The 13,863-nt window shown below is 72.5% G+C and carries 14 protein-coding genes and 1 tRNA gene; 3 read left to right on the forward strand and 12 right to left on the reverse strand.

Annotated features, from left to right (window positions below):
• Positions 1-39: 39 nt before the first annotated feature.
• From ABD335_RS05200 to ABD335_RS05225, 6 genes are all read right to left on the reverse strand, one after another.
• Positions 40-858: an RNA polymerase sigma factor SigF gene (locus ABD335_RS05200; RefSeq protein ID WP_344320886.1), complete on the reverse strand. Its 819-nt coding sequence runs from the start codon at positions 856-858 to the stop codon at positions 40-42.
• Between the two features lie 206 nt (positions 859-1,064).
• Complete coding sequence (locus ABD335_RS05205; RefSeq protein ID WP_344320887.1) at positions 1,065-1,250, reverse strand: hypothetical protein; 186 nt, start codon at positions 1,248-1,250, stop codon at positions 1,065-1,067.
• A gap of 222 nt (positions 1,251-1,472) precedes the next feature.
• Positions 1,473-1,559, reverse strand: a tRNA-Ser gene (locus ABD335_RS05210).
• A gap of 10 nt (positions 1,560-1,569) precedes the next feature.
• The gene (gene tadA, locus ABD335_RS05215; protein ID WP_344321079.1) at positions 1,570-2,067 is read right to left on the reverse strand and encodes a tRNA adenosine(34) deaminase TadA; all 498 of its coding nucleotides are present in this window, start codon (positions 2,065-2,067) and stop codon (positions 1,570-1,572) included.
• Between the two features lie 186 nt (positions 2,068-2,253).
• Positions 2,254-2,793, reverse strand: coding sequence for a tRNA adenosine deaminase-associated protein (locus ABD335_RS05220; protein ID WP_344320888.1), 540 nt, complete (start codon positions 2,791-2,793; stop codon positions 2,254-2,256).
• A gap of 129 nt (positions 2,794-2,922) precedes the next feature.
• Positions 2,923-3,231, reverse strand: coding sequence for a hypothetical protein (locus tag ABD335_RS05225; protein WP_425583548.1), 309 nt, complete (start codon positions 3,229-3,231; stop codon positions 2,923-2,925).
• A 95-nt stretch (positions 3,232-3,326) separates the two neighbouring features.
• Here ABD335_RS05225 and upp point away from each other — a divergent pair, with 95 nt between their 5' ends.
• Positions 3,327-3,962, forward strand: coding sequence for a uracil phosphoribosyltransferase (gene upp / locus ABD335_RS05230; protein ID WP_344320889.1), 636 nt, complete (start codon positions 3,327-3,329; stop codon positions 3,960-3,962).
• A 49-nt stretch (positions 3,963-4,011) separates the two neighbouring features.
• Here upp and ABD335_RS05235 read toward each other — a convergent pair whose 3' ends face one another.
• The 4 genes from ABD335_RS05235 to ABD335_RS05250 form a co-directional block, all read right to left on the reverse strand.
• Entirely contained in the window at positions 4,012-4,680 is a 669-nt protein-coding gene (locus ABD335_RS05235; RefSeq protein ID WP_344320890.1) for a LytR C-terminal domain-containing protein, read from the reverse strand.
• Between the two features lie 103 nt (positions 4,681-4,783).
• A complete protein-coding gene (locus tag ABD335_RS05240) occupies positions 4,784-5,080 on the reverse strand; it encodes a type II toxin-antitoxin system VapB family antitoxin (RefSeq protein WP_031508611.1) in 297 nt (98 codons plus the stop codon).
• A gap of 259 nt (positions 5,081-5,339) precedes the next feature.
• Positions 5,340-6,911 carry a M28 family metallopeptidase gene (locus tag ABD335_RS05245; protein ID WP_344320891.1) on the reverse strand — a complete coding sequence of 524 codons (1,572 nt, stop codon included), beginning with the start codon at positions 6,909-6,911 and terminating at the stop codon, positions 5,340-5,342.
• A gap of 257 nt (positions 6,912-7,168) precedes the next feature.
• Entirely contained in the window at positions 7,169-8,416 is a 1,248-nt protein-coding gene (locus ABD335_RS05250; RefSeq protein WP_344320892.1) for an FAD-binding protein, read from the reverse strand.
• A 425-nt stretch (positions 8,417-8,841) separates the two neighbouring features.
• Between ABD335_RS05250 and ABD335_RS05255 the strand changes: the two genes are divergently transcribed.
• A complete protein-coding gene (locus ABD335_RS05255) occupies positions 8,842-8,976 on the forward strand; it encodes a hypothetical protein (RefSeq protein WP_344320893.1) in 135 nt (44 codons plus the stop codon).
• A 22-nt stretch (positions 8,977-8,998) separates the two neighbouring features.
• Here ABD335_RS05255 and ABD335_RS05260 read toward each other — a convergent pair whose 3' ends face one another.
• Together ABD335_RS05260 and ABD335_RS05265 are read right to left on the reverse strand one after the other, a co-directional pair.
• On the reverse strand, positions 8,999-11,341 hold the full coding sequence (locus ABD335_RS05260; protein WP_344320894.1) for a rhamnogalacturonan lyase: 2,343 nt from the start codon (positions 11,339-11,341) through the stop codon (positions 8,999-9,001).
• A gap of 239 nt (positions 11,342-11,580) precedes the next feature.
• Complete coding sequence (locus tag ABD335_RS05265) at positions 11,581-12,720, reverse strand: glutathione-independent formaldehyde dehydrogenase (RefSeq protein WP_344320895.1); 1,140 nt, start codon at positions 12,718-12,720, stop codon at positions 11,581-11,583.
• Positions 12,721-12,933: 213 nt separating this feature from the next.
• On the opposite strand from ABD335_RS05265, the gene ABD335_RS05270 reads away from it, so the two are divergent.
• On the forward strand, positions 12,934-13,818 hold the full coding sequence (locus ABD335_RS05270) for a universal stress protein (RefSeq protein ID WP_344320896.1): 885 nt from the start codon (positions 12,934-12,936) through the stop codon (positions 13,816-13,818).
• Positions 13,819-13,863 lie beyond the last annotated feature (45 nt).

The raw sequence follows: 13,863 nt of genomic DNA on the forward strand, positions 1-13,863 counted from the left end.
GGAATGGGGATGCGCCTGAACGAGTGTCACCCGCAAGGGTTACGCATCGATGGGATTTGCGGCACGCAGTCGGGCGAAGCTCCGCGACAGCAGTCGGGACACGTGCATCTGGGAGACCCCCAGCTCCGCGCTGATCTGCGACTGGGTCAGGTTGCGGTAGTACCGCAGCAGCAGGATGCGCTGCTCCCGCTCGGGGAGCTGGACCAGCAGGTGCCGCACCAGATCGCGGTGTTCGACGCCGTCCAGCGCCGGATCCTCGTAGCCGAGCCGGTCGATCAGCCCGGGCAGGCCGTCCTCCCGCTCCTGGGCGGCCTCCAGGGACGTGGCGCGGTAGGCGCGGCCGGCCTCCAGGCAGGCGAGGACGTCCTCCTCGCTGATCCGCAGCCGCTCGGCGATCTCGGCGGTGGTGGGCGAGCGGCCGTGCAGCACGGTCAGGTCCTCGGTGGCGCTGCTGACCTGCACCCACATCTCGTGCAGCCGCCGCGGCACGTGGACGGTGCGGACGTTGTCGCGGAAGTAGCGCCGGATCTCGCCGATGATCGTCGGCATCGCGAAGGTGGGGAACTGCACCCCGCGGTCGGGGTCGAAGCGGTCGATCGCGTTGATCAGGCCGATGGTGCCGACCTGGACGATGTCCTCCATCGGCTCGTTGCGGCTGCGGAACCGGGCGGCGACGTAGCGGACGAGGGGGATGTTGGCCTCGATGAGGGCGCCGCGCACCCGGTCGTACTCGGGGGTGCCGGGCTCCAGGCCGGACAGCCGCTCGAAGAGCACCTGGGTCAGGGCACGGGTCTCCGCGCTCCGACGGCTGGGGGCCGCCCCGGTGGGGGGCTGGGGAAGGGTCTGCGTGGCCGCCACCGTTCGTCCAACCCCTTCGTGGTCGAGACTCGTCCGGCAAAAGCGGTCATAGCATCACAAGTTATATGCACCCTGCGCAAGCACCGCATAACTCCGTGTTGGTGCGGGTGGGCGCACGGCTGACGCCCGTCCGGGGCAGGGCGGGGGACACGCCGGGAAGCCCGGCGGTTCACCCGGGAGGGGGGTGGACGTACGGACGGGCGGGCTCAGTTCACCAGTTCGGTCATGAAGGCGCCGACGCCCTTCGCGGCGCTGGAGATGCCCTCGAAGCCGACGCCGACGAGCTCGGCGGAACGCTCGGGGGAGGTGATGATCGTGTACAGGATGAAGACGAGGAGTATGTAGAGCGCGACCTTCTTGACGTCCACGTAGCCCTGCCTCTCCCCGCACATCCCCGAACAAGACCGTTCACGCGGTCGCGAGAGTCTATCCGGAGCGGTCCGGCGGTCCCAGGGGGACGGTACGGGCGCGGGACCCGGAGGCGGGGACGGGGGCGGGCGCGTCGGGGCGGAGACGGCCAACGAGGCGGCCGGGAGACGGCCGAGGATGCGGCCAAGAGACGACCAAGGGCCCCCTCGATCGCGCTCGATCGCAAGGAGGCCCTTCGTCCGCTGCGGTAGCGGTGGGATTTGAACCCACGGTGGAGTTGCCCCCACACTCGCTTTCGAGGCGAGCTCCTTCGGCCGCTCGGACACGCTACCGGGACGAAGCTTAGCCCACGGGAGGGCGTGCTCCGAAATCGGTATTCGGTCGAGGGGCGCCCCGGCCCTCCGAGGACCGTCGCGGCGCGCGGAAGAAGTCCGTCAGGAGCGTCCCGCACTCCCGCGCCAGCACGCCGGAGATCACTTCGGGCCGGTGGTTCAGCCGGCGGTCCCGCACGACGTCCCACAGCGAGCCGACCGCGCCCGCCTTCTCGTCCACCGCCCCGTACACGACCCGCTCCAGGCGGGCCAGCACGATCGCGCCCGCGCACATCGTGCACGGCTCCAGCGTCACCACCAGCGTGCAGCCGGACAGCCGCCACTCCCCGACGGTGCGGGCCGCCTCGCGGAGGGCGACGACCTCCGCGTGCGCCGTCGGATCGCCGGTCGCCTCGCGCTCGTTGCGACCGCGGCCCAGGACGGCGCCGTCCGGGCCGAGGACGACCGCGCCGACGGGGACGTCGCCGGTCTCCGGGGCCCGCGCGGCCTCGTCCAGGGCATGACGCATCGCCGCCCGCCACGGGTCGCGCAGCGGGTCGGTCCGTTCCCTCTCCTCGGTTCGCTCCCCGGGCCGCCCGGGCCGATCGATCTGCCCGGTCCGGTCGGCCCGTTCGGCCCGTTCGGTCTGTCCGGCGGACGGTGGCTCGCTCATACGGCCAGTCTCCCCGTCCGCCGGAACGTCCCGCCGCACGGGTTACCGCACGGCTTCCAGCATGTCCGTGCAGCCGAGCGCCTCGGCGATCTCGCTCAGCGCGTCCTCCGAGGTCAGCGAGAGCAGTACCTTCTCGTCCAGGCCGAAGTCGGCCAGCAGGTCCGCGTCGCCGACCGGGCCCGCCGGGAGGGCGTCGGCGCCGGCCACGCCGTCCTCGTCCTCCTCGTCGTCCCGCACCGGCTCGCCGTCCTCCGTGCCGTCGAGGTCCACGAGCAGGTCGAGGTCCTCCCGGTCGTCCGGCTCCCGGCCCAGGAGCTCGTCGGTGAGCAGGATCTCCCCGTACGAGCTGCGGGCCGCCGCGGCGGCGTCCGAGACGAAGATGCGAGGGTCCTCCTCGCCCTCCACACGGACGACGCCGAACCACACGCCCTCCTGTTCGATGCAGATCAGAACCGGTTCGTCGTCCTCCGCGGCCTCCCGGGCCAGGTCGGCGAGGTCGGCGAGGGTCTCGACCTCGTCGAGTTCCGTGTCGCTCGCTTCCCACCCGTCTTCGGTGCGCGCGAGCAGTGCGGCGAAGTACACCGTGACTCTCCCACTGGTTTCAGGTGCCCGAGTGCTGACGGGACCGCGCCCCGCCCAATCGGAATCGTGGCAGAAACCGGCGTCCGGCGAGAGGTCTTCGGCTGTGCGTCGTGTGGGTGTTGCGGCGGACTACCAGCGAAAGGTCCGCATCCGCATGGCCTGCCGCATGCGCGCGGCGCGGGCGCGGCGTGGCTGAACCCGTTCGCGCAGAGCCTTCGCCTCGTTCAGTTCGCGCAGGAAGACCGCCCGGCGGCGACGCCGGTCCATGTCGCTCTCGACGGTCTCGGCGTCCGCGTCATTCCCGGCCTCCCCGGATTCGTCGTACCGCTGCGGAGACTCCTGGCGCTGCCTGCGAGGCTGACGTTTCCGCTGGTCCTGACGTATGGACGCCCTACGGGAGTCGGGCTTGTCGTCGTGCTGGTCCCTCGGTTCGGGCATGCGGCCACACCTCCGGTCTTACCTGTCCACTGTCCCCCGAAAAGACGCCTGTACGCCAGTGCGAGCCCGCTCGGGGCCTCGGTTACTGTCGTGGCATGCGGATTCACGTCGTCGACCACCCGCTGGTGGCGCACAAACTCACCACCCTGCGCGACGAGCGCACCGACTCACCGACCTTCCGGCGGCTCGCCGACGAGCTGGTCACCCTGCTCGCCTACGAGGCCACCCGGGACGTGCGCATCGAGCCGGTGGACATCACCACTCCGGTGACGGCGACGACGGGCGTCCGGCTCTCCCACCCGCGTCCGCTGGTGGTGCCGATCCTGCGGGCGGGGCTGGGCATGTTGGACGGGATGGTGCGGCTGCTGCCGACCGCCGAGGTCGGGTTCCTCGGCATGATCCGCGACGAGCGGACGCTCCAGGCGTCCACGTACGCCACCCGGATGCCGGACGACCTCTCCGGGCGTCAGGTGTACGTCCTGGACCCGATGCTGGCCACCGGCGGGACGCTGGTGGCCGCGATCAGGGAGCTGATCCGGCGCGGCGCCGACGACGTCACGGCGCTCTGCCTGCTGGCGGCGCCGGAGGGCGTGGAACTGATGGAGCGGGAGCTGGAGGGCAGGCCGGTGACCGTGGTGACCGCCGCGGTGGACGAGCGGCTCGACGAGGACGGCTACATCGTCCCCGGCCTGGGCGACGCGGGCGACCGCATGTACGGGACGGCGGGCTAGGACCGGGGCCGGGCCCGGCCCCGGGACGGGTCGGCGGCGGGGCGCCCGCTCAGCACGTCGAGGGGGACGGCGAGGGCGACGGACTGGCGAGGGCCGCCATGGCCTCGCGCGCGTCCTTCTCCTTCGCCAGGCCCTTGAACGCCTTGCCGATCACCAGGTCGATCTCGTCGCCCTTGCGGTCGACCTCCTTGATCCGCGCCTGGGGGAGCTGGGTGTGGAGGACGTCGAACGCGCCGGTGCGGTGCGCGGCGGGCGGCCCCATGAGCAGCCCGGCCTCCTTCACCTTCTTGTCCAGGGACGCCGGGGCGTTGGCCACCTCGCCCACCGTGAAGCCGCGCTTCTTCAGCGCCTCCGCGGTCTCCTTGGCCAGGCCGCTGCGGGTGGTGGCGTTGTAGACGTTGACCGTGACGGCGGAGGGCTCGGGGAGCGCGCCGGCGGTGGGCTTCCCGGAGGGCTCGGCGTCCTTGACGGCCCCCGCCTTCACCGTGTCGTCGGGCTCGCAGGCCCGTCCCTCGCCGGCCGCGCGCACCGTGGTGCCGCCGCCGGTGAAGACGTCGACGAGCTCCACCGTCCCCCAGGAGAGGGCTCCGAGGCCGACGGTCACCGCGAGGGTGGTGACGGCGATCCTGCGGCGCCTGCGCGGGCGACGCATGCGCGGGTAGCTGTTACCCGTGATGCGGTACTTACCGCCCATGCCGGGGGGAGTGAGCATGCTCATGGGCGCAGCGTAGTGCGCCAACCGCGCAATGCCTACTAAATGATCAATGCTCGTACCGCAGGAGGCCCCGAAAGGGGCAACGGGGCCGGGACGGTCGCGGACGTCAGTCGAGTTCGAGCACGCGGGCGTGGAGCACCTGTCGCTGCTGGAGGGCCGCCCGTACGGCGCGGTGCAGACCGTCCTCCAGGTAGAGGTCGCCGTTCCACTTCACGACATGCGCGAACAGATCGCCGTAGAACGTGGAGTCCTCGGCGAGGAGGGTCTCCAGGTCGAGCTGTCCCTTGGTGGTGACGAGCTGGTCAAGACGCACCGGCCGTGGGGCGACGTCCGCCCACTGGCGGGTGCTCTCCCGGCCGTGGTCGGGGTAGGGCCGCCCGTTTCCGATTCGCTTGAAGATCACACGGAAAGCCTACCGGTCCGGCGCCTCCGGGCGCAGCCTTCCGCCGGCGGATCGGTCGGGCGGTTCCCGCCGTACGGCGGCCGGCGCGCGGGGACGGGCGCCGGCGGGTTCCTCCGGAAGTCCTCCGAAAGAAGGCGCGCGCCGGTGTGTGTCGCGCCGCGCACCACGCGCCGCGGGCGCCGGGGGACGTGCTCCCCGGCGCCCGCGGACACCGTCCGGACGGATCGGCTGGACCGGACGGTGATCGGTCCGTGGTGGATCAGGCGGTGAGCTCGTGGTCGTGGTCGTGCAGACCGCCGCCGCTGCCCGCCGTGCCCTTGGTGGACTCGAACGGCACCTCGTCGTCGAGGGAGCCGGTGTCCCAGGCGTAGGTGCCGACGGCGTTGGCGATCACGTCGACGTTGATGCCGAGCGCCTTCCGGCTGACGTTGCCCAGGTCGTCGCACTCCTGGTGGTAGCAGGCGTCGTACGCGACCCCGGCCTTGCCGCCCCACAGGGCGGCCTCCTCCTCCGTCTTGATGCCCTCGGCGCCGGTGAAGGTGCCGCCGGAGGGGATGCCGGCCTCGATGAACGGGCCGTAGTCGGAGCGGCCGGTGAAGTCGGTGCCGCGCGGCTCGTGGCCCTGCGAGCGCATGAAGGTGTTGATCGCGTGCTCCAACTGCGCCGAGCCCTCGGGGCCCGCTCCGGCGCCGACGCCGTCGGAGTCGTCGCCGTCGTAGACGAACAGGCCGTAGTTCGGCGAGGCGATCATGTCGAAGTTGAGGTAGAGGGCGATCCTGTCGCGCTCGGCCTGGGAGAGGTTCGACACGTAGTGCTCGGCGCCCTGGAGGCCGAGTTCCTCGGCGGACCACAGGGCGAAGCGCACCTTGTTGGGGTGCTTGCCCTTCCTGTCGGCCTTGGCGAGCTGGAGGGCGGCCTCCAGGATGCCCGCGGAGCCGGAGGCGTTGTCGTTGATGCCGGGGCCCTCGGTGACGGAGTCCAGGTGGGCGCCGAGCATCACGACGTTGTCCGGGTCGCCGCCGCGCGTCTCGGCGATGACGTTGGGCGTGCTGCGGGTCTCCTGGAGCTCGCGGATCTCCAGGTTGACGGTGACGGTGCCCCGGGCGACCTTGGCGGCCAGCGCCTCGCCGTCCTCCTTGCCGAGCCCGCCGGTGGGGATGCGGCCCGCGTCGGCGTCGCCGATGGTGCCGTTGAGCTCCCCGTCGGTGTTGTTGTAGATGATGGCGCCCACCGCGCCGGCGTCGGCCGCGGCGGCCTGCTTCTCGGCGAAGGTGCAGCCGCCCCGCTGGATCAGCGCGATCTTGCCGGTGAAGTCTCCGGACGCGAAGTCCTCGGCGGTGCAGCCGGTGGTGCCGTCCGCGTCCACCGGAACGCTCGCGAGGGCGGCCTCGATGCCGCCCTCGGGGGTGCTCTTGGTGTACGTCATCAGTCTGATCGGCACCTCGGCGCGCTCGGGCGTGAGGACGGTCAGCTTCTCCGCGAGGGTCTCGGTGTAGACGAAGTCGAAGTTCTGGTAGGTGACCTTGTAGCCGGCGAGCTTGAGCAGCGTGCCCGCGTACTTCGCGGACCAGGTGTGGCCCTCGGCGCCGGCGGCGCGGTTGCCGTCCTTCAACTCGGCGATCTGCTGGAACGCCCGCAGGTGCTTCATGGCGCCCTCGGCGCTGGTCTGCCTGACCAGCTTCCTCGCCAGGTGCTCCCCCTGCCTGCCCGGGTCGGGGGACGCCGAGGCGGGTGACACGGACGCGACGAGCAGCAGCGGGGTGGCGAGCGACGCGGCCGCGGCGGCCGCGACGACTCTGCGCTTCCTGCCTCTGTGGAGAGGTGCGTGCACGGGAGGTTCCTTCCGGTGCGGACAGCGGGGACAGAGCTGTTCGACGTGGGGGATTGCGTGTCCGGGTTACGGACGCGGTGGAAGGGAAGGTAGCGACCCGATGTCACCAAGGGAATAAGGCGAGAGCAACTGGCCCGATTTGGCCCACCCGATCCGCCCGCACGGAAAGGCCAAACCCGTCCTTTTCCGCGAACTCGGCGGCCGTTCAGGGCCGTTCGGGTCCGTTCGGGGCGCTCCGGAGCGGCCGGCGCGTCCGGCTAGCGCGGAAAGTACCGGTCGACCGTCTCGTTGCGGAAGACGCCCTCGGGGTCGAACCGGTGCAGCAGGGCGCGGAATTCCTCCCAGCGTCCGTAGGAGGCGCTCAGCGCCTCCGGGGCGGTGGAGGAGAGCTTCCCCCAGTGGGGGCGGGCGTCGAAGGGGGCCAGCGCCTCCTCGACGCGGAGCAGCACGGGGGCCACGGCACCGGCGTCGGAGGTCCAGGTGAAGTGGAAGGCGACGCTGTCGCGGCCGTGGGCGGGGCTGAGCCAGTGCGGGTCGGCGGCGACGGTGCGTATCTCGGAGACCTGGAGGACGGGGGCCAGGAGCGGTCCGATCTCCCGCAGCGCGCCGGCGGCCTCGTGAGCCCGTTCGGCGGGCACGAAGTACTCCGACTGCAACTCCTCCCCGACGCTGGGCACGAACCCGGAGCGGAAGTGCGGAAGCCGCTCGTCCCACGGTCCGGGCACCCCCCGCTGCTCGGTGGCGTTGGCCGTGGGCATCCCCTCGATCGGGTGGCGCGGTCCGTCGGCGGGGCGGGCGCCGGTCCAGGACAGGTCGGGCAGCGGGTCGCCGACCCGGCGCTTGACCCACACCCGCGCCGGGCCGGACCAGTCGGTGAAGACGCTGACGCTGTAGGCGGCGCCGAGGACCTCCCCGAGGTGGTCGAGGAGGACCGGCCACGGGAGCCCCTCGTGGACGTACTGCTCGACCTCGAACGCCGGGCACGTCTCCAGGGTCAGGGCGGTGACCACGCCCAGGGCGCCGAGCGAGACCACGGTCCCCTCGAAGTGGTCGTCGGCGCCGCGCGCGACGGTGACCGTCTCCCCGTCCGCGGTGATCAGCTCCACGGACCGGACGGCGGCGGCGAGCGTGCCGCCGGTGTGTCCGGAGCCGTGGGTGCCGGTGGCGTACGCGCCGGCGAGGGTGAAGTGCGGGGTGGAGGGCAGGTTCGGCAGGGCCCGCCCGTGTCTCCGCAGCACCCGGCACAGTTCGGCGAAGCGCGTGGCGGCGCCGGCCCGGACCGTCCCGCTCGCGGAGTCGACCTCGACCGCGCGGGGCAGGTCGTCGAGGGATATCAGGTCGCCCGTGGTGTCGGCGATCCGGTTGAAGGAGTGCCCCGAGCCCAGCACCCGGACGCGGTCGCCGCCCGTGACGAGCTCCCGGAGGCGTTCCACCGACGCCGGGCGGTGCAGGGCCCGTGCGGCGAACTCGACGTTCCCCGCCCAGTTGGTCGGCTTCGCGTCCATGGTGCCTCCCTCGCTCCCGGTTCCTCGGCCGTGTGAGCGTACGCCGGCGGTGCGTCGGCGCCCGCCGGCCGCCCCCGGAAGAAACGCGGAATGCTCCCCGTTTTCGGTGCCACAGTCGCTCCCGCAAGCGGGGAGAGTTCCCCGTTGCGCTGGTCCGTCCGGTGCCGTGCGGGCGCGATCATGGGCGCGCGGATCGCGGCGGGGACGCCCCTGGCGGAGCTCTACGAGGACCGGACGACCCTCCGCGGGGGCGAACCCGTCCCGAGAGTCCCGCCCACCGTGACCCTGAGGTTCCTGTGGGCGATGCTCCTCTCCCGCACCCCGGAGGCGACGGCGCGGCGCCTGGGCCGGATGGCGCTCGCCGCCCGCACCGTCCCGGAGGAGGCGGCGCTGGAGGCCGTCGGCACGCTGATGCCGGTGCGGGCGTGGCCCGACCGTCCGCGCGCCGCGCGTTCGGCCGCGACGCCCTCGACCCCGCGCGCAGGGCGGCCTGCGCACGCGCGGGACGTGCGCTGGCCGCCGCGTACGCGCGGGCCGTGGCCGAGGTGTGGCACGGCTGAGCGCCGCACCCCGGCCGGACGGCTACCGGCGGCCCGGGACGGGCACCTTCGACCAGTCGGTGTCCGCGCCCAGGTGGAAGCTCGGGTACGCGGGCTGGTTGTAGGTGGTCTGCTGCCGCGCCACCTCGACCCGGTACTGCGGGTCGTGCATCAGCGTGTACAGCTTGTGGTCGGTGACCTCGGTGCTGAGGTGGATCCGCACCGCCGAGCCGTCCGCCGTGCGCACCAGCAGCTCCTCGCGCCAGTCGCCCAGGACGTCGGCCACCAGGGACGGGTTGCCCTTGGTGCCGTTGTTGGTGCGGGTGCCCTCGGCGGTCAGCAGCGTGCCGCGCCGCCGGTCGTCGACGGTCGGGGTGGCCTCGCCCGTGCCGTTCACGAGTTGCGTGGTGAGGTCGCCGGACCAGCGGATGCTCATGTTCGTGCCGGGCGTGGCGCTCCCGAGCCGCCGTCCGTCCGCGCTCCACAGGCCGACGCCGTTGGAAGCCCAGGTCTCCAGGCCGGGCACGGTCGGGTCGACGTCGCCGACCATGCCGCGGCCGGTGTCGACGCCGGTGTAGCCGCCGTACAGCACCTCGCCCGTCGCGGCGTCGCGCAGGGCGTGGCCGTAGGGCGCCGAGCGCCCGCCCTCGTGGACGGTGAAGATCTCCGACCCGGGCCGCTCCGGGTCGATGTCGGCGACGTGCATGGCGTCGCCGTGGCCGAGCCGCACGGTCCGGCCGGGCACCGCGCTCTCGGGCGGCGCCTCGGCGAACGAGCTGTACAGCAGGTCGCCGTCGTCGTCGATGGTGGCCGCGCCGTAGACGATCTCCTGGCGCCCGTCGCCGTCCACGTCCGCCGCGCTGAGCGAGTGGAAGCCCTGGGTGGTGAGGGTGCCGTACTCCGGGTCGGTGCCGTCGACCCCGTGGGGGCCGGCGTCGAACGGGTTGTCCATGGGCGTCCAGCCGCTGTCGACGTACCAGTCGCGCTTCAGCCGCTCGCCGTCCCAGCGGTAGGCGACGAGGGTGGCGCGCGTGTAGTAGCCGCGGGCGAAGACCGCCGACGGGTGCCTGCCGTCCAGGTAGGCCACGCCGGACAGGAAGCGGTCGACGCGGTTGCCCGGCTCGATGCGGCTCATGGCGTAGTCGCCCCACATCAGGCCGTCGTCGTGCCGGCCCGGTTGGTAGCGGACGGTCTGCAACTCCCGGCCGGTGGCGCCGTCGAACACCGTCAGGTACTCGGGGCCGGTGAGGACGAAGCCCTCGAAGGCGCGCAGGTTGTTGCGGGCGCTGCGGCTCGGGGCGTAGACGTCGAGGAAGTGGTCGACGAGGTCCTCGGCGGCGGCGCGGGAGAGCGGGTACGCGTGGCGCGGCTCGATGCCGAACGCCTCCTCCAGCGTGGCGGGCCAGTTCCCGGCCGCCACCTCGGGGTGCTCGTGCCAGCCGAGGAACGTCTCCACGAGGTGCTCGCGGTAGTCCTCGGCGCTCATCCGGTGGTCGTCGCGGTGGGAGTGCCCGGCCCGCACGTCCGCGCGCGGCATGGTGACGTACCGCTCGGAGACGGTGCGGCCGTCCTTGCCATAGCGGATGGTCTTCGTGCCGGGCGCGGTCTTGACCATCGTCTCCGAGCGGCCGTCGCCGTCGAAGTCGTAGACGAGGAACTGCGTGTAGTGGGCGCCCGCGCGGATGTTGACGCCCAGGTCGAGGCGGTGCAGGAGGGTGCCGTCGAGGCGGTAGGTGTCGATGTAGACGTTGCCGGTGTAGCCCACCTGCGAGACGTCCTTGGAGTTGGACGGGTCCCACTTGACGACGTACTCGTACCGGCCGTCGCCGTCGACGTCGCCGACGCTCATGTCGTTGGCGCTGTAGGTGTACGTCTCGCCCGCCGGCGTGACGCCGTCCGCGGGTTTCCGCAACGGCAGTTCGACGTACGCCTCGGACCGGGGCGTGACGGCGGCGCTGCGGCCGGTCTCCTTGCCGTCGGCGACGGCGGCGACGCGGTACTCGGCGCCGGCGGGCGCGTTCCGGTCGAGGAAGTTGGTGCTGTCGGTGACGGTGGCGATCCGCTTCCCGTCGCGGTAGACGCGGAAGTCCGCGCCGGCCATGCCGCCGGCGGTGTGGCCGGTGACCTCGTGGCCGAGCAGCCGCCAGCTCAGGAACACGCCCTCGTCGGTGGAGACGGCCACGAGGCCGCGGTCGAGGCGTTCGAGCCGGATGCCGGTCGAGCCCTTCCCGCGGTCGCCGCGGTCGCCGTGGGGGAGTCCGTCGTCGGCCTGCGCGGCCGAGGCGCCGAGCGCCAGCAGGCCGGCGAGGGCCGCGGCCGTCAGGGCGGTCGGTCTCCGTCGGCGCCGGACTCCGGGGGTCCGCCCCTGTGTCGTCGGTGGTCTCATCACGCGGCCCTTCTCCCGCTCCCGGCTCGTTCCCGACGTCCGGAAGGGGGTTGATACGTTTCAATTGAGTCGTTTCAAAGAGCGGGCGCGACAGTAGGGGTCCGGGGATGCCCCGTCAAGACTCCTCGTCGCGACTCCCCTGTGACCAGGGGCGGAGCGCTCGCCCCTCCCGCGTCCGGCCGAGGGCGCGCGAGGCCGTGCCCCCGCGTCCGGACGCGGGGGCACGGGGGTGCGGGACGTCAGGCCATCTGCGGCTTGAGCAGGACCTTCGTCCAGCCGTTGTCCCGCTTGTCGAAGTGCTCGTAGGCCTCGGGCGCCTCGGCCAGCGGGAGCCGGTGGGAGACCACGAAGCTGGGGTTGGCCCGCCCCGCGATGATCATGTCGCGCAGCTGGCGGTTGTACGCCTTGACGTTCGCCTGGCCGGTGCCGGCACGCAGGCCCTTCTCGAAGAAGCGGCCGATCTTGAAGAGCAGTTCTCCCTTCTTGGCGCTGTCACTGGGGCCGCCGGGGTCCGCGGGCACGTACAGGCCGACGATGCCGAGCATCCCGGTGGGACGCACGGACTCGACCAGGGAGTTGAGCACCATCGCCGGCTGCTCCTCTCCCTCGGGGACCGTGGCCTGGTAGCCCACGGCGTCGATGCCCTTGTCCGTGCCCTCGCCGTCCGTCTGCTCCTTGATCTGCTCGACGGCGTCTCCCTTGCTGTAGTCGATCGGGATCGCGCCGATCTCGTGCGCGACGCGCAGCCGGTCCGGCTGCCGGTCGACGGAGAAGACGCGGGACGCGCCGCGCAGGAGCGCGGAGTAGGCCGCCATCAGCCCGACCGGGCCGGCGCCGTACACGCAGACGGTCTCTCCGGGGGAGACCTGCGCCAGTTCGGTCGCGTGGTAGCCGGTGGGGAAGATGTCGGCCAGCAGCGCGAAGTCGTCCTCGTGCTCGTCGCCCGGGGGCAGCTTCAGGCAGTTGAAGTCGGCGTACGGCACCCGCAGGTACTGCGCCTGCCCGCCGATGAAGGGACCCATCGACACGTAGCCGTAGGCGCCGCCCGCGAAGCCCTCGTTGACGGTCAGGCAGAAGCCGGTCTTCCCGGCCAGGCAGTTCTTGCAGAAACCGCAGGCCACGTTGAACGGGAGGACGACCCGGTCCCCCCGGTGGATCGAGGTGACGCCCGGACCGGTCTCCTCCACGATCCCCATGTTCTCGTGGCCGAAGACGATCCCCGGCTCCGCGCCGGTGCGTCCCTCGTACATGTGCAGGTCGGAGCCGCAGATCGCGGTCGTGGTGATCTTGACGATCACGTCGTTGGGGTGCTCGATCCGGGGGTCGGGGACATCCTCCACGGCCACCTTGAACGGCTCCTTGTAAACGACGGCTTTCACTGGTGCCTCCCTGGTGGGGTGGTGCGCCCAGGTTCCGCGAACGTGCGGCCTGGGTCACACGCCGCACGATTCGGTTATGTGGGGCATTTCGCCGTTCCGCTGCGCGGGTGTCCGTGCGGTGGAGGGTGAAACATCCCCGAGGGCCGTGATGCTGTCGACTTTCGCAAAAGACACTAGTCTGACATTCAAGGCCATGAACCGGGGGTGATGCCGGTGTACTCAGTGCCACCCCGCCGCATACTGGCGGCCACCGACCTCTCCGAGGAGTCGGGAGGAGCCGTCGGCCGTGCCGCCGCGCTCGCCGCCCGGCACGGAGCGCGCCTCCGCGTGGTGCACGTCGTTCCGCCGGACGTCGACCCCGATCTGGTGGAGTTCGCCGGGACGTTGCTGCGCTCCCAGGTCCACCGGTACACCGGGCCCGTGAGGGACGCGGAAGGGGGCGGGGGGACGGACGCGGGGGAGGGCGTCGAGACCGGGCTGCGGTTCGGCCGGGTCGGCCCCGCCCTCCTGGACGAGGCGCGGAAGGCGGACGCGGACCTGCTGGTGGTGGGCGCCCACGGCGCGGACCGACGGCCCGGCGCCCTCATCGGCGGCACCCCCGGAAACCTGGTGCGGGCCGCCCGGGGACCGGTTCTGGTCGTCAGAAGACCGGCGGACACCGCGTACCGCAGGGTCCTGCTCGCCGTCGACGACTCGGAGGTCTCCCGGGAGGCGGCCCGCGCCGGCATCGCGCTGACCCCCGGGGCGGAGCACCTCGCGCTGCACGTGAGCATCGTGCCCGGCGAGCGCCTGCTGCTCCAACGCGGCGTGGACGACGCCGGCCTGGAGCAGTTGCGGCACGCGGTCGTCGAACGGGCCCGCCCGGATATCGAGCGGCTGGTCGACGCCCTGACGCCGCGGCCGGACGACGTCCTGGTGCTGCCGGGACGCGCGCAGGAGGTCGTCCCGGCCCGGGCCGCGAGTCCGGGAGCCGATCTGGTGGTGGTCGGCACGGGGACGCGCTCCGGCTTCGGCTACGCCCTGCTCGGCAGCGTCGCCCGGCACGTGATGGCCGAGGCGCCGTGCGACGTGCTGGTCGTTCCGGGCACCGAACGGTGACCACCGTCCGCCGCGGGGTCGGAACCGCTCCGCACCCGCCCCCAC

Origin of the sequence: Streptomyces macrosporus (assembly GCF_039533145.1) — a bacterium.
Taxonomy (GTDB): domain Bacteria; phylum Actinomycetota; class Actinomycetes; order Streptomycetales; family Streptomycetaceae; genus Streptomyces; species Streptomyces macrosporus.